Origin of the sequence: Marinarcus sediminis (SeqCode), assembly GCF_048571275.1 — a bacterium.
In the GTDB taxonomy this organism is placed as follows: domain Bacteria; phylum Campylobacterota; class Campylobacteria; order Campylobacterales; family Arcobacteraceae; genus Marinarcus; species Marinarcus sediminis.
The window spans coordinates 907,512-922,165 of the sequence record NZ_CP182357.1 but is presented as its reverse complement, the minus strand read 5'-3'; the positions used below and the strand labels follow the sequence as shown (position 1 = coordinate 922,165).

14 protein-coding genes, 2 tRNA genes and 3 rRNA genes are annotated in these 14,654 nt (G+C 37.3%); 9 read left to right on the top strand and 10 right to left on the bottom strand.

Going from position 1 to position 14,654, the window contains the following annotated elements:
• Positions 1 to 22: 22 nt before the first annotated feature.
• Positions 23 to 286: an HP0495 family protein gene (locus tag ACNI3C_RS04765; protein WP_419771105.1), complete on the bottom strand. Its 264-nt coding sequence runs from the start codon at positions 284 to 286 to the stop codon at positions 23 to 25.
• A gap of 5 nt (positions 287 to 291) precedes the next feature.
• Positions 292 to 777 carry a cyclic pyranopterin monophosphate synthase MoaC gene (gene moaC, locus ACNI3C_RS04760; protein ID WP_419771104.1) on the bottom strand — a complete coding sequence of 162 codons (486 nt, stop codon included), beginning with the start codon at positions 775 to 777 and terminating at the stop codon, positions 292 to 294.
• A gap of 113 nt (positions 778 to 890) precedes the next feature.
• Between moaC and rpsU the strand changes: the two genes are divergently transcribed.
• Positions 891 to 1,103 carry a 30S ribosomal protein S21 gene (gene rpsU / locus ACNI3C_RS04755; RefSeq protein WP_013136837.1) on the top strand — a complete coding sequence of 71 codons (213 nt, stop codon included), beginning with the start codon at positions 891 to 893 and terminating at the stop codon, positions 1,101 to 1,103.
• A 51-nt stretch (positions 1,104 to 1,154) separates the two neighbouring features.
• Here the strand turns inward: rpsU and ACNI3C_RS04750 are convergent, their stop codons facing one another.
• The 6 genes from ACNI3C_RS04750 to ACNI3C_RS04725 all read right to left on the bottom strand — a co-directional run bounded on the left by ACNI3C_RS04750 (position 1,155) and on the right by ACNI3C_RS04725 (position 7,547).
• A complete protein-coding gene (locus ACNI3C_RS04750; RefSeq protein ID WP_419771103.1) occupies positions 1,155 to 2,165 on the bottom strand; it encodes a GGDEF domain-containing protein in 1,011 nt (336 codons plus the stop codon).
• A 154-nt stretch (positions 2,166 to 2,319) separates the two neighbouring features.
• Positions 2,320 to 2,435: ribosomal RNA gene (gene rrf / locus ACNI3C_RS04745) — 5S ribosomal RNA — on the bottom strand.
• Positions 2,436 to 2,571: 136 nt separating this feature from the next.
• Positions 2,572 to 5,484, bottom strand: a 23S ribosomal RNA gene (locus ACNI3C_RS04740).
• 269 nt (positions 5,485 to 5,753) lie between these two features.
• Positions 5,754 to 5,829 (bottom strand) — tRNA-Ala (locus ACNI3C_RS04735).
• A 38-nt stretch (positions 5,830 to 5,867) separates the two neighbouring features.
• Positions 5,868 to 5,944: transfer RNA gene (locus tag ACNI3C_RS04730), tRNA-Ile, on the bottom strand.
• Between the two features lie 86 nt (positions 5,945 to 6,030).
• Positions 6,031 to 7,547: ribosomal RNA gene (locus ACNI3C_RS04725) — 16S ribosomal RNA — on the bottom strand.
• Together the 16S, 23S and 5S rRNA genes with 2 tRNA genes alongside form the textbook arrangement of a ribosomal RNA operon.
• A gap of 484 nt (positions 7,548 to 8,031) precedes the next feature.
• Between ACNI3C_RS04725 and ACNI3C_RS04720 the strand changes: the two genes are divergently transcribed.
• Both ACNI3C_RS04720 and ACNI3C_RS04715 read left to right on the top strand, forming a co-directional pair.
• Complete coding sequence (locus ACNI3C_RS04720; protein ID WP_419771102.1) at positions 8,032 to 8,724, top strand: Bax inhibitor-1/YccA family protein; 693 nt, start codon at positions 8,032 to 8,034, stop codon at positions 8,722 to 8,724.
• Between the two features lie 39 nt (positions 8,725 to 8,763).
• Entirely contained in the window at positions 8,764 to 9,168 is a 405-nt protein-coding gene (locus tag ACNI3C_RS04715) for a thiamine-phosphate pyrophosphorylase (RefSeq protein WP_419771101.1), read from the top strand.
• Here ACNI3C_RS04715 and ACNI3C_RS04710 read toward each other — a convergent pair.
• Complete coding sequence (locus ACNI3C_RS04710) at positions 9,120 to 9,812, bottom strand: methyltransferase domain-containing protein (RefSeq protein ID WP_419771100.1); 693 nt, start codon at positions 9,810 to 9,812, stop codon at positions 9,120 to 9,122. The genes ACNI3C_RS04715 and ACNI3C_RS04710 overlap by 49 nt on opposite strands.
• 72 nt (positions 9,813 to 9,884) lie before the next feature.
• Between ACNI3C_RS04710 and secG the strand changes: the two genes are divergently transcribed.
• From secG to ACNI3C_RS04680, 6 genes are read left to right on the top strand one after another with little or no spacing between them, the layout of a single operon-like run.
• Positions 9,885 to 10,232 carry a preprotein translocase subunit SecG gene (secG, locus tag ACNI3C_RS04705; RefSeq protein ID WP_419771099.1) on the top strand — a complete coding sequence of 116 codons (348 nt, stop codon included), beginning with the start codon at positions 9,885 to 9,887 and terminating at the stop codon, positions 10,230 to 10,232.
• Positions 10,233 to 10,250: 18 nt separating this feature from the next.
• Positions 10,251 to 11,192, top strand: coding sequence for a polysaccharide deacetylase family protein (locus tag ACNI3C_RS04700; protein ID WP_419771098.1), 942 nt, complete (start codon positions 10,251 to 10,253; stop codon positions 11,190 to 11,192).
• Between the two features lie 17 nt (positions 11,193 to 11,209).
• Positions 11,210 to 11,767, top strand: coding sequence for a ribosome recycling factor (frr, locus tag ACNI3C_RS04695; protein WP_419771097.1), 558 nt, complete (start codon positions 11,210 to 11,212; stop codon positions 11,765 to 11,767).
• Positions 11,768 to 11,778: 11 nt separating this feature from the next.
• Positions 11,779 to 12,387: an orotate phosphoribosyltransferase gene (pyrE, locus tag ACNI3C_RS04690; protein WP_419771096.1), complete on the top strand. Its 609-nt coding sequence runs from the start codon at positions 11,779 to 11,781 to the stop codon at positions 12,385 to 12,387.
• A gap of 6 nt (positions 12,388 to 12,393) precedes the next feature.
• Positions 12,394 to 12,873 carry an RDD family protein gene (locus ACNI3C_RS04685; RefSeq protein WP_419771095.1) on the top strand — a complete coding sequence of 160 codons (480 nt, stop codon included), beginning with the start codon at positions 12,394 to 12,396 and terminating at the stop codon, positions 12,871 to 12,873.
• Positions 12,874 to 13,971: an MFS transporter gene (locus tag ACNI3C_RS04680; RefSeq protein WP_419771094.1), complete on the top strand. Its 1,098-nt coding sequence runs from the start codon at positions 12,874 to 12,876 to the stop codon at positions 13,969 to 13,971.
• Here the strand turns inward: ACNI3C_RS04680 and ACNI3C_RS04675 are convergent.
• Positions 13,968 to 14,612, bottom strand: coding sequence for a small multi-drug export protein (locus tag ACNI3C_RS04675; protein ID WP_419771093.1), 645 nt, complete (start codon positions 14,610 to 14,612; stop codon positions 13,968 to 13,970). The genes ACNI3C_RS04680 and ACNI3C_RS04675 overlap by 4 nt on opposite strands.
• Positions 14,613 to 14,654: the final 42 nt, after the last annotated feature.

The window sequence follows — 14,654 nt, the reverse complement described above, 5'->3', positions numbered from 1 at the left end:
CATTATTCTACAAAATATATGCTTATAAAACCATCTTGATGGCATCATGTTTACCTAATAACTCATAAATAGTTACTCTATCATCTTCATTATGTACAATTATTTCCAATATAAAACTTTGAAATTTACCTTTTGTACTGACATTAGAGGTTTTTAAGGTAAACTCTCTTTCCAAAATGGTCTCTTTTATCCCTTTTAGGGCATCCTCTTTTGTATAAGTGATTAATCTGTACTCCCAAGAGCAAGGATAATCGAGCTTTAATTTTTCTTTACTTAAATCTACCATATGTTTTATTGTCCTTTGATCTCTCTGCTAAAATTTCCACTTTTGCCCCCCGATTTACTCTCTAACTGTACCTTTGAAATGACCATTGATTTGTCAATGGCCTTAACCATATCATAAATGGTCAATAATCCTATAGAAACACCCGTCAGTGCTTCCATTTCAACACCGGTTTGTCCATTAAGTTTGGCTGTTACAATCAATTTAAACCCAGGAAGCGAGGGCAACTCTTCAACATCACAATGAATCCCACTTAAAAGTAAAGGATGGCACATCGGTATTAGTTCTGATGTTTTCTTAACACCCATAATAGCTGCAATAACTGCCGTTTGAAGTACTGGACCTTTTTTTGTATTATTACTGATAATTGCATCATATGCTTCTTGTGACATAGATATTTGTCCAGAAGCTATTGCTACTCTTGCCGTATCTTTTTTTTCAGATACGTCTACCATTTTAGGTCTATTATTTTCATCTAGATGTGTTAAATTCAATGTTTTTCCTAATATTCTTTAATTAGACGATTATATCAAAATATGGTTAAATTGTTATTAAGTTTATTTTAAATATAATGAGCGTCAAATTTAAACGAAAGTGGGTGATTATAGTGCCAGGTATTAAAGTTAAAGATAGCGAATCATTCGACGAAGCTTATAGAAGATTTAAAAAGCAATGTGACAGAAACCTAATCGTTACTGAAACAAGAGCAAGAAGATTTTTTGAACCTATGACTGAAAAAAGAAAGAAACAAAAAATTAACGCTAAGAAAAAAATGCTTAAAAGATTGTATATGCTTAGAAGATACGAATCTAGACTGTAATAGTTCACTATTACCAATAAAAAAGGGGAAAGTTAATTCTTTCCCCTTTTTTTATACTACTTTGGTAAAAATTTTATTTCTTCCATTTTTTTTTGCTTTATAAAGTAAATTGTCTGCTTCTTCGTAAATATATTTAGCGTCATCAATCATCTCATACATACTGACCAATCCTAAAGATATTGTAACAACATTATATTTACAATTTTTTGTATGCTCAATATTGAGTTTTTCTATATCATCTTTAATCATCTCTACAAATATTTGTGCCGACTCAACATCCGTTGAATCAAATATCAAACCAAACTCTTCACCCCCTAATCTAAAAAGGTAATCGCTCTGCCTTGAAAATCTATTGCTGATTGTCTCAGCGATGAGTTTTAAGACATTATCCCCCGCATAATGACCGTACGTGTCATTATATAATTTAAAGCTGTCTACATCAATAATAGCAAAATTAAAAATACTGTTCTTTCTTTTAGGACTTTTGATTCTTTCAGGAAAAAATTCATCAAATTTTCTTCTATTATAGACACCAGTTAGGGAATCTTTATAAGAGAGTTTTCTTAAAACTTTATTCTTTTCATCAAGGATATTTTGATTTAATTTCAATTGTGTTACATCCAGCATAACACCAACTAATCCAATAATATCTTTATACTCATTCTCAACGGTAGCTTTATAAAAATAAAATATTTTAATACAACCATCTGAACATTTCACTTCTGCCTCATATATTTGTGTTCCTGGATTATTAAACAGTTCATTGTCTTTTTGTTCATAATATTTAGCTGATTCTGAAGAAAAGATTTCGGGCAGTTCCAAGAATGATTTCCCTACGATTTCTTCTTTTGACATACCAAAAATATCTTTTGCAAAAGCATTATTCGCTTTTTGGTATAACCCATTAATATCTTTGTAAAAAACAGGGTTAGGCATCGTATCAAGTAAAATATCTAAAAATTGTCTGTTATTGGCAATTTCAATTTCTAACATATCAACAAGTTTAGATTTAATTTCTAAAATCTCAACCTTACGTTCTAACTCTTCATATGTTAATTTCATTCAATGACACCAATCCTTAAAAAAACATCATTTTAGCTAATTAATTGTTAAAATAAAATAATTACATTATAGTAACAAATCAAAAAGAAGAAAAAAAAGCCTCTACCAAAGCTATCAAATGGATAGATTAGGTAAAGGCTTGTAAAAAACTCAAAGCTGGCAGCGGCTTACGTTTCCACAAGGGGACCCTGCAGTATTATCAGCGATGAAGTGCTTGACTTCCAGGTTCGGAATGGGTCTGGGTATTTCCACTTCTCTATAACCACCAGCAAGTTGAGTAAAGAAGATATTGTAAAAATATACTCTTTACTCAACTCTGTTTAGAGTTAAATATAATGTTAAAAGTCTTTATAAACACATTTTACTAAGTATTGTGTACTTAATAAGATAGTAAACCAAGAAATATAAAAATAAGCCAAACGATCTATTAGTACTGGTCAGCTAAACGACTTACATCGCTTACACATCCAGCCTATCAACCAGCTAGTCTTGCTGGGATCTTCAGGGAAAGTTCATCTTAGAGTTGGCTTCGAGCTTAGATGCTTTCAGCTCTTATCACATCCGTACGTAGCTACCCAACGATGCTCTTGGCAGAACAATTGGTACACCAGTGGTACGTTCATCCCGGTCCTCTCGTACTAGGGACAAATCTCTTCAACTTTCCTACGCCCACGGAAGATAGGGACCGAACTGTCTCACGACGTTCTGAACCCAGCTCGCGTACCGCTTTAAATGGCGAACAGCCATACCCTTGGGACCTGCTCCAGCCCCAGGATGCGATGAGCCGACATCGAGGTGCCAAACCTCCCCGTCGATGTGAGCTCTTGGGGGAGATCAGCCTGTTATCCCCGGCGTACCTTTTATCCTTTGAGCGATGGCCCTTCCACACAGAACCACCGGATCACTATGACCGACTTTCGTCTCTGTTCGACTTGTATGTCTCACAGTCAGGCTAGTTTATGCCATTATACTCAACAAGCGATTTCCATCCGCTTTGAACTAACCTTTGTAAGCCTCCGTTACTTTTTAGGAGGCGACCGCCCCAGTCAAACTACCCACCAGACATTGTCCTGAACGAGGTTAACTCGTCCCAGTTAGTAACTCAAATATTCAAGGGTGGTATCTCAAGGATGGCTCATACTCTACTTGCGTCTAGTAATCAAAGCCTCCCACCTATCCTGCACATGAATATCCAAGCTACAGTGTCAAGCTGTAGTAAAGGTGCACGGGGTCTTTCCGTCTTTCCGCGGGTAGGAGGAATTTTCACCTCCACTACAATTTCACTGGATCCCTGGTTGAGACAGCTCCCATCTCGTTACGCCATTCATGCAGGTCGGTATTTAACCGACAAGGAATTTCGCTACCTTAGGACCGTTATAGTTACGGCCGCCGTTTACTCGGGCTTCAATCAAATGCTTCGCTTACGCTGACATCATCAGTTAACCTTCGAGCACCGGGCAGGCGTCACACCTTATACATCCTCTTACGAGTTAGCAAAGTGCTGTGTTTTTGGTAAACAGTCGGGAGGGACTCTTTGTTGCAACCTCTATCGCTTTTTGGAGCAAGTCCATATACAATAGTAGGCACACCTTATACCGAAGATACGGTGCTAGTTTGCAGAGTTCCTTAACCAGGGTTCTTCCACGCGCCTTAGAATACTCATCCCACCTACCTGTGTCGGTTTACGGTACGGGCAACAATTAATATACTTAGTGGCTTTTCTTGGCACGACAGTATCATCGATTCCAAATGCTCCCCGAAAGGATTATTCGGCCTGTAAGATCTCGGTCTAACGATACCCGGATTTGCCTAAGTATCAACCTACATCCTTCGAGCCACTATTCCATCAGTGACCTCGACTAACTCTATGCGTCCCCACATCGCGCTTAATTGTTGGTATTGAAATATTAATCAATTTGCCATCGTCTACCCCTTTCGGACTCGACTTAGGACCCGACTAACCCTACGATGACGAGCATCGCGTAGGAAACCTTGGGTTTTCGGCGTTAAGGATTCTCACCTTAATTATCGCTACTCATGCCTGCATGCTCACTTCTATCCGCTCCAGCACTCCTTGTCGGTATACCTTCAACGCTGAATAGAACGCTCTCCTACCACTTGGATAAATCCAAGTCTAAAGCTTCGGTGCATATCTTAGCCCCGTTATATTTTCCGCGCAGAATCACTAGACCAGTGAGCTGTTACGCTTTCTTTAAAGGATGGCTGCTTCTAAGCCAACCTCCTGGTTGTCACAGTAACTCCACATCGTTTTCCACTTAGATATGACTTTGGGACCTTAGCTGTTAGTCTGGGTTGTTCCCCTCTCGACGATGGATTTTATCACCCACCGCCTGACTGCTGTGATTACACATATGGTATTCGGAGTTTGACAGGGTTTGGTACCGCGGTAAGCAGCCCTAGCCCAATCAGTGCTCTACCCCCATATGTTACGACACAACGCTATACCTAAATATATTTCGGAGAGAACCAGCTATCACGAAGTTTGATTGGCCTTTCACCCCTATCCACAGGTCATCCGGGGGCTTTTCAACGCCCATCGGTTCGGTCCTCCACTGGCTCTTACACCAGCTTCAACCTGCCCATGGATAGATCACTTCGTTTCGGGTCTGCAGCATCTGACTAATTCGCCCTATTAAGACTCGCTTTCGCTACGGCTTCGTACTTGACTTAACCTTGCCAGACACCACAACTCGCAGGCTCATTATGCAAAAGGCAGTCCGTCACCCTGATAAATCATAGGGCTCCGAATGATTGTAAGCTAATGGTTTCAGGTTCTATTTCACTCTCCTCGCTGGAGTACTTTTCACCTTTCCCTCACGGTACTTGTTCACTATCGATCTGTAAGTAGTATTTAGGGTTGGAGGGTGGTCCCCCCAGATTCAGACAAAATATCACGTGTTCCGTCCTACTCAGGATACCAATAGAGCTCTTGAGAATTTTGATTACAGGAGTATCACCTTCTATGCTTAAGCTTTCCAACTTACTCATCTATTCTCTTAAGTCTCACATCTTGGTCCTACAACCCCCAATGCAAGCATTGGGTTTGCCCTAATCCCATTTCGCTCGCCGCTACTTTGGGAATCTCTTTTGATTTCTCTTCCTCTGGCTACTGAGATGTTTCACTTCGCCAGGTTCGCCCCCCGCAGGGTAATACAGCTCTCACCATATTGGGTTGCCCCATTCGGAAATCCCCGGATCAAAGCTCTTTGGCAGCTCCCCGAGGCTTATCGCAGCCTAATACGTCCTTCATCGCCTCTTACAGTCTAGGCATCCACCATTAGCCCTTAATAGCTTATTTGATAATAAAGTAATTAAATTACTTCACCTTTTTTGAATAATTATTCCTTGGCTACTATCTTATTAAATACATTACATATTTAATAAAAAAGTTGTGTTTTTTTTCTTTCTTATACAAACAGAATTTCTTCTACTCATATGGAAAAATTAAAGACTTTTAACATTATGTTTTTAAATAACTTTTGATCCTTTTACAAACCAAATATAAATCTTACCTCTTGTAAAACTTATATTTGGTCTCTAAAAATTCTTTGATTTATGTTGTGAAAATGGTGGAGAATAGCGGGATCGAACCGCTGACCTCCTGCGTGCAAGGCAGGCGCTCTCCCAGCTGAGCTAATTCCCCACATTTACATACTTTAAGGTTACATGTAAGCTTAAAAATGGTGGGCCTAACAGGACTTGAACCTGTGACCTCACGATTATCAGTCGAGCGCTCTAGCCAGCTGAGCTATAGGCCCATTTAACCAACTTACTTCTATAATCTTTATAAACCGAACATATACTTAATTTGCTTAAGTCAAACAAATGACTTAAGTCTTCTCTGAAAGGAGGTGATCCAACCGCAGGTTCTCCTACGGTTACCTTGTTACGACTTCACCCCAGTCGCTAAATCCACTGTGGAAGGTAGCTACTTTAGCATCCCCGCTTCGAATGAATTCAACTCCCATGGTGTGACGGGCGGTGAGTACAAGACCCGGGAACGTATTCACCGTAGCATTGCTGATCTACGATTACTAGCGATTCCAACTTCATGTAGTCGAGTTGCAGACTACAATCCGAACTGGGAGGCATTTTTGAGATTTGCTCCACGTCACCGTATTGCAGCTCTTTGTGTACCCCATTGTAGCACGTGTGTAGCCCTGGCCGTAAGGGCCATGATGACTTGACGTCGTCCTCACCTTCCTCCTACTTGCGTAGGCAGTCTGATTAGAGTTCTCAGCCGAACTGTTAGCAACTAATCACGAGGGTTGCGCTCGTTGCGGGACTTAACCCAACATCTCACGACACGAGCTGACGACAGCCGTGCAGCACCTGTATGTAGGTTCTAGCAAGCTAGCACCAATCCATCTCTGGAAAGTTCCTACTATGTCAAGGCCAGGTAAGGTTCTTCGCGTATCGTCGAATTAAACCACATGCTCCACCGCTTGTGCGGGTCCCCGTCTATTCCTTTGAGTTTTAATCTTGCGACCGTACTCCCCAGGCGGCACACTTAATGTGTTAACTGCATTACTGCCATGTCTAGCATGGCAACAACTAGTGTGCATCGTTTAGGGCGTGGACTACCAGGGTATCTAATCCTGTTTGCTCCCCACGCTTTCGCGTCTCAGCGTCAATAATGTTCCAGTAGATCGCCTTCGCAATCGGTATTCCTTCTGATCTCTACGGATTTTACCCCTACACCAGAAATTCCATCTACCTCTCCCATATTCTAGGTTAACAGTTTTCAAAGCAGTTCAATGGTTGAGCCATTGGATTTCACTTCAAACTTATTAACCCGCCTACACGCTCTTTACGCCCAGTGATTCCGAGTAACGCTTGCACCCTCCGTATTACCGCGGCTGCTGGCACGGAGTTAGCCGGTGCTTATTCATATAGTACCGTCATTATCTTCCTATATAAAAGGAGTTTACGCACCGAAATGTGTCATCCTCCACGCGGCGTTGCTGCATCAGACTTTCGTCCATTGTGCAATATTCCCCACTGCTGCCTCCCGTAGGAGTCTGGACCGTGTCTCAGTTCCAGTGTGACTGATCATCCTCTCAAACCAGTTAGGTGTCATTGTCTTGGTGAGCCATTACCTCACCAACTAACTGATACCGTACAGGCCGATCCTAGAGCTATAAATATTTCCCTTGCTCACTTTTGTGATAAAGGCATATAGAGTCTTAGCAATCGTTTCCAACTGTTATCCTCTTCTCTAGGGCACGTTACCTATATATTACTCACCCGTGCGCCACTTAGCTGACAATTTAAGCAAGCTTAAATCCGTTCTCGTTCGACTTGCATGTGTTAAGCACGCCGCCAGCGTTCACTCTGAGCCAGGATCAAACTCTCCATAAATTATGTTCGTTTGAAACTGACATTTTTGTATTTTATTACAAAATTATCACTCATTGTTTAGACGAAGAATTCTTCTATTCTTCTTTTTGTTTTAAGTATATATTCGGTTTACAAAGATTATATCTTCTCTAACCATTTATTTTAAAGAACTTAATCCCTTCAGAACTTATCTCCAGTTCCTCTGAAATTGGACGGGAATTATAGACAATTTTTTACCCTTTGTCAAGCCCTTCCTCTTAACTTTTACTTAAATTTGGAAAGTTTGGGTTTGTCTCATTTTTGTATTCAATTTTCAGTTTAAATCCGCTATTATTCATCTGATTTTATATGTTTAAAAATAAAGATTGTGTTATACATTGTATAGCCATAGCATGAATGAATGCTTGTTTATTATTTTTAAAACTTAATTTGGAACCTTAAAGCTTTTATTAAGGGGAAGATTATAGAATTTCATTTTATATATCATAACAAAGAAAGGATGCTTATGTATAATAGAGATTATTTGTCTCATAACAATTCACAAGAACGTGTACATGAGAGTTCACAAGTACAATTGATGAGCTTTTTAAAATCAACCTATCAATTATTTGCAGGTTCTCTGCTTGCTGCAACTGCAGGTGCATATATCGGTTTAGATATGGTATCAACAATTGCCAGTTGGTATTGGGGATTGGTCATTTTAGAATTTGTTTTACTTTTTGGACTCTTTGCTGTTAAAAATAAACCAGGTATTAACTTAGCTGTTTTATTTGGATTTACCTTTATGAGTGGGTTAACTATCACTCCTCTGTTGGCATCTGTGTTTAATATGCCAGGTGGTGCATCAATCGTTGCTCAAGCATTTTTAATGACTTCAGTTGCTTTTGGTGGGATATCAATGTTTGCCTTAACAACAAAAAGAGATTTCTCTTCAATGGGGAAAATGCTTTTTATTGCTTTAATTATTTTGATTGTGGGGTCAATTTCAAACATATTTATCCAAGCACCTTTATTACAGTTGGGTATTGCTATGTTTGGTGCATTAATTTTTTCTGCATTTATTTTATACGATACACAACAAATCATTAAAGGTGGTTTTTCAACTCCAATTGAAGCAGCCATTGCTCTGTATTTAGATTTCTTTAATCTATTTATATCTCTTTTACAAATACTTGGTATTTTTAATAACGACGATTAAAAAACTTAACTCCTTTTTGGAGTTAAGTTCATACTGCACATGAACAACAATAACCTCAGACTCGTTGATGCTAACTTGAACCGACTAAGGGAAGGAATTCGAGTTGTTGAAGATATCTTCAGATACATTTACAATGACAAAACAATTGCATCAAAACTCAAAGAGTTAAGACACAAATCAAGAATAGCCATATACGATGAACTTTTAGATTCAAGGGACATAAAAAACGATGTCCTCAAAGAGACAACAAGCTCTGAGAAAAGTAGAGATGATTTAAATTCTATATTAATAGCCAACTTTAAAAGAGCTCAAGAGAGTTCTAGAGTACTTGAAGAAGTTTGTAAACTGGAAAAAAATAATAGCAGTGAAGTATTTAAATATATACGATATGAACTTTATGATTTAGAAAAAGCTTTAACAAAAATCACTTCAAACTCTAAATAGTTTAAATCATACGCTTTATACAACTGTTTTGCTTGGGAAAAAGAGAGTGTACTCTCTCCACTTACGCCTGATTTTTTAATGTAATCAAAAAGGTCTTTTTTATTGTCAAACTCTAAATTGTAGTTTATGACTTCAAACTCACACTCAAAAAATGCATTAAATGCCTCTTTAATTGTCATCTCATCTAAAATAGGGGAAGAATTTTCCGATATTTTTTGAATGGTTTTAAATGTATTAGAAGTAAACAATACCGCATTAACTTCCGGTGAAATAGAAGACAACAGTTGTGTAATTTTTGATAAATCTTTTGACCATTGTAAAGCAGAGGAAGATAAAACCAAATCAAATTGTTCATTTTTGATGGAGTCTATAAATGCTTGTGTATCAAAATCATGGCACTCCACACAAATGTGTTTTCCTTTAGGATGAAGCGAGCACATCGATTCTGAAGCATCAATGGCTTTATAGTAATCTAACTCCCAATTGATGTATTTATACACTTGTCCTGAGCCACACCCCAACTCTAAAACTCTTTTAGGTTCAGATGTAATATCTCGAACTAAAGATTTGGCAATAATTTGTTGAATGATATTATAAGAGTTGTACTCATTGGCATATTTGCAGAATTGGTTTTGTTTTGACATAAGCAGCATCTTAACTTCTTTTTAATAAATTTTGGGTAAAATACAGACCATTTTTCAAAAAGGAAATTAAATATGGCATCTACACTTTTAGTAGTTCAATTTATTTTAGCGATTATTTTAACAATTACTGTTTTACTTCAAAAGAGTTCAAGCATTGGGCTTGGAGCATACAGCGGTAGTAATGAGTCTTTATTTGGAGCAAAAGGTCCAGGTAATTTTTTGACAAAAGCTACAATGGTTATTGGTTTGGTTTTTGTTTTAAATACTCTTTTACTTGGATATACATACAACGAACAAAGACTACAAAGTGCTGTTGACTTGGTTCAACCAGAAGCTTTAGTTCCTTCAACGCCGGTATCAACACAAACTCAAACTGCACCAGCTGCTCCTGACGCACCTGCTGCTCCAATTAATAAATAATTTACTTAGTAGTTAGATATGAGAGTTTTACTCCTTCTAGCTATTTCGTACCTCTATGTGTTAGCCAATGCGCATATTTTTGTCTATCATCGTTTTGGTGATGACAAACATGCAAGTACCAATACAACCCTTCAAGAATTAGAAAAAGAGTTTCAATATTTCAATGACAATGGCTACAAAGTTGTCAAAATTGAAGAGATGATTAAAAAACTCAATCAAAAAGAAAAAATTCCTGACAATTGGGTCGCATTAACCATTGATGATTCATATAAAAGTTTTTATACGAACGGTCTGCCTATTTTTAAAAAATACAACTTCCCTTTTACGTTAGCCGTTTATGTCAAAGCCACTGAAAAAAATTACAATGACTTTATGAATTGGGATGAGATAAAAGAGAGTGCCAAATATGGAACCATTGCTTTGCACTCATATGGACACGCTCACCTTACTCACTTAAGCCCTGAAGCCATTTATAAAGACACTCAAATCGCCTTTGACAAATATGAAAAAGAGTTGGGATACAAACCCACCATCTATGTCTACCCTTATGGTGAATACGATGAAAAAGTATTTAATGAAATTAAAAAATTTAATTTTGATGCCATTTTAAATCAAAACAGTGGTTCTGTTAATGAGTTATCAAATGTTTTAGATATCAACAGAATCGCACTTGTTGGTAATGTCAATATCAAACAAAAACTCAAGTACACCACGCTTGAAGCAACATGGATGGAACCCAAAGAGTACCCAAAAGACAATATACTGAAACGTGTAGTTGCCAAAGTGGATCCCTCCATTAAGAGCATCAAACTTTATGTCACAGGAGATGTTTGGCGAGATATAAAAGTTAAAAATGGTATAATCGACGAAATTGTAAACATAGAACTTAAAAAAGAGAGAGTAAGGGTGATATTAAGCACCGATTACTACCATCTTACAAGTCAAATCATAATCAAATAATTAAGGAGAAATACACAATGTTAAATGAAATTTATCAAGAAGCAAAAGAGCACATGGATAAGTCTATTGAGGCTTTAAAAAGAGATTACAAAACATTAAGAACAGGAAAAGTGACCACTTCTGTTTTAGACGGTGTTAAAATTGATTACTACGGAACAATGACTGAATTAAACCAAGTAGGTTCTGTCCTTGCACCCGATGCAACTACCATTGTCATTAACCCATGGGAAAAGAATCTTTTGGGTTTAATCGAAAAAGCCATTCAAAATGCCAATATTGGAGTAAATCCAAACAACGATGGTGAAGTGATTAAACTCTTCTTCCCTCCAATGACGGTTGATCAAAGAAAAGAGAGTGCAAAACAAGCAAAAACAATGACAGATGATGCGAAAATTGCCATTCGGAATGTAAGAAAACACGCCAATGACAAAGTAAAAGTATTGCATAAAGATAAAGCCATTACAGATGATGAAAACAAAAGAGCACAAGATGAAGTACAAAAAATCACAGATGGTTATATCGCAAAAGCAGACGATACCTTCAAAGCTAAAGAAGCTGAAATCTTAAAAGTTTAATTGGAAATTATATGAATGTAGAACAAATATACAAAGATGCATCGGCATTACTAGAGGGGCACTTTAAATTAAGCAGTGGCAATCACTCAAAATTTTATTTACAATCAGCCAAAGTGCTTGAAGACCCAAAAACGGCAAAATTACTTGCAGAAGAATTGGCCAAACAAATCAAAGCAAGTGGTATTCAAGTCGATGCGGTTTGTTCACCTGCATTGGGTGGATTGATTGCTGGATTTGCTTTAGCAACAGCGTTAGATGTTCGATTTATCTTTGCTGAACGAGTAGATGGCGAAATGACCATTCGTAGAGGATTTGAAGTATCTCAAGGTGAAAAATATATCATTTGTGAAGATATTATTACCACGGGAGGAAGTGCTTTAGAAGCTGCCAAACAAATCGAAAAAGATGGTGGGGAAATTGTGGCTTATGCCGCATTGGCTAACCGAGGATTTTGTTCAAGAGTTGGAAGCAACTTAGAAGCCAAAGCAAACTGTAAATTGCCTCTTGATAAACCTCTTTTTGCACTTGATGATTTTACATTTGAAATGTATGCTCCAGAAGAATGCCCTTTATGTAAAGCAGGTTCCGTTGCCTACAAACCAGGAAGCAGAGGAAACTAAATCTTTATGCGTAAAAGAGAAAATGTCAAAACAAAAACAGCCAACGCTAAGAGTTCTCAAAAGAATACTTTGACATTGGAAATTTGCGCACCCATTCCACCTAGAATAAAGGCTTTTATTGTCGATATGTTTATGATAATGATGCCTTTAGCCTATTTGACCACCTATGTTTTTATGAATGGAAAAGATGATTTTCAAGGAAACGAAGAGGCCCGATGGAGTCTCTCTTTGATTTATGGTTTGATTATTATTATTTTTTGGGTAATTAAAGGTCAAACTCCCGGATTAAGAGCTTACAATTTAAAACTCATCGATGAAAAAACGAAAGAGAGAATATCTTTGCTCAAAGCCACAGCAAGATATCTCTGCTTTTTATTCAGTGCCATGACAATAGTATTGGCCTTTTTACCCTTTTTTAGAAAAGACAAAAAAACTTTCCAAGACGTTGTATCGCATACCCTTGTTATTCAAACATCCCCTAACTAAATGTTTTTCTTTAAACTCTCTTCTTTTTATTTTTTTTATTTTGCAGCGGTGGGTGTTTACATCATCTTCTTGCCCAAAGTTTTACACGATATTGGGTATTCGCCTGCACACATTGGAATAATTTTTGCTCTAGCACCCCTGATGCGGTTTGCAACTCCATTTCTGTTTTTAAAGCACATAAAACTCGATCAACAAATGTTTAAATCGGCACTGTTGCTCTCTATTGTCTCTTCTGGGCTGTTTTATTTTACCATTAATAACTTCTATCTTTTTATGGTTAACAATGCCATTTTAGGGGTTTGTTTGAGTCTTATTTTACCTTATATTGAAGTAATTTCATTAAAAGAGTTGGGCAAAGAGCGTTATGGGAAATCAAGACTTTATGGCTCTATTGGTTTTATGTTTATTTCACTGGTACTTGCAAAATTTTTAAGTGAACCTTTTATTGCCTTGCACTACTATTTGGCAACAAATATCTTGACCGTATTTTTTGCACTCTTGCTTTTAAAGTTTGATGTTGAACATGAGGATAATACCATCATCCATGAAAAATTCTCATTTTTAAAATATTGGCCATTTTGGCTGAGTCTGTTTTTTATGCAGATGAGTTTTGGTGGATTTTATAACTTCTTTACCATTTACGAAACCGAACATGGTATCAGTTTAGAGATGACATCCTATCTGTGGTCATTTGGTGTCATTTGTGAAATAGCGATGCTCTATTTTCAAGCACCCCTTTTAAAACACAATTTGCTTAATATCATTAAATTTGCTATTGCCATGACCACTTTACGGTGGTTACTTTTATATCTGTTCCCAGACTCCTTACCCATTACATTTTTCACACAAGGGATGCACGCTTTCTCTTTTGGGCTTTACCACAGTTCTGTGATTATCTATTTGTATTCGCTCTATACCAATAAAAAACTCGCCCAACAATTTATGTATGGAGTTGCGTATGGATTAGGTGGATTTACAGGTGCAATCATCGCTGGTTGGTTATATGGAGAGCACCTCTTCTTATATTCAAGTCTTTTCTCACTCTTGGCGTTTTTATCGCTTTACATTACAACCAAAACAGCCCAAAAAACAGTTTAGTCTTTTCGTTTTAATTTCAATAAAAGTGTAACAGCAACAATAATCAACAACAAAACCCAAATGGCACTTGAACCAAAGGTCAATAAAAAACTGCTCAATTCATTTAAAAACAGTGCCCAAATAATAATGGCAAAAGAGGTTCCTAACGTTACAACCACAATGATTGTGCGATGTCGTAAGCCAATTAAAAAACCAATAATCGCTCCCACAACAGGACCCGTCATCCAAAAAGGAAGCCATACAAAAAGAAAAAGTCCATAAATTCCATATTGATCAAATTTATCATAATGATTATTTTTAAAGGTTTCTACTTTTCTAAAAAATGCATTCAAAAATTTTATTTCAAAAAGATTCTCATAAGAGAAGACAAAAAGAGGATAAATGAGCAAAACCAAAATCACTTCAATGAGAATATTAACAACAATAATATCCAGCTGCCCCAAATGAACAGCATACCCAAAGGCCAGCCCAGCAGCTCGCCCAAAAAGAAGATGCGTACCAATGATACCCACAATCTGACTTCCAAATTCAACAGAATTCAAATATATGAAAAAAATGCCTAAAAAAGACAATATGGTCAAACTCACGCCGACAAAAAATATTTTACCCTCTGTTTTGTGTAACATCTCACTTAATTTCATTGGACTGCTTTCAATTATATTTATTTAATTATAGTCTTTAAT

Excerpts from the sequence above, each read along its gene's own strand:
- ACNI3C_RS04765 (WP_419771105.1), bottom strand. The coding sequence starts at position 286 with ATGGTAGATTTAAGTAAAGAAAAATTAAAGCTCGATTATCCTTGCTCT.
- ACNI3C_RS04750 (WP_419771103.1), bottom strand. The coding sequence starts at position 2,165 with ATGAAATTAACATATGAAGAGTTAGAACGTAAGGTTGAGATTTTAGAA.
- ACNI3C_RS04720 (WP_419771102.1), top strand. The coding sequence starts at position 8,032 with ATGTATAATAGAGATTATTTGTCTCATAACAATTCACAAGAACGTGTA.
- ACNI3C_RS04715 (WP_419771101.1), top strand. The coding sequence starts at position 8,764 with ATGAACAACAATAACCTCAGACTCGTTGATGCTAACTTGAACCGACTA.
- ACNI3C_RS04710 (WP_419771100.1), bottom strand. The coding sequence starts at position 9,812 with ATGTCAAAACAAAACCAATTCTGCAAATATGCCAATGAGTACAACTCT.
- secG (WP_419771099.1), top strand. The coding sequence starts at position 9,885 with ATGGCATCTACACTTTTAGTAGTTCAATTTATTTTAGCGATTATTTTA.
- ACNI3C_RS04700 (WP_419771098.1), top strand. The coding sequence starts at position 10,251 with ATGAGAGTTTTACTCCTTCTAGCTATTTCGTACCTCTATGTGTTAGCC.
- frr (WP_419771097.1), top strand. The coding sequence starts at position 11,210 with ATGTTAAATGAAATTTATCAAGAAGCAAAAGAGCACATGGATAAGTCT.
- pyrE (WP_419771096.1), top strand. The coding sequence starts at position 11,779 with ATGAATGTAGAACAAATATACAAAGATGCATCGGCATTACTAGAGGGG.
- ACNI3C_RS04685 (WP_419771095.1), top strand. The coding sequence starts at position 12,394 with ATGCGTAAAAGAGAAAATGTCAAAACAAAAACAGCCAACGCTAAGAGT.
- ACNI3C_RS04680 (WP_419771094.1), top strand. The coding sequence starts at position 12,874 with ATGTTTTTCTTTAAACTCTCTTCTTTTTATTTTTTTTATTTTGCAGCG.
- ACNI3C_RS04675 (WP_419771093.1), bottom strand. The coding sequence starts at position 14,612 with ATGAAATTAAGTGAGATGTTACACAAAACAGAGGGTAAAATATTTTTT.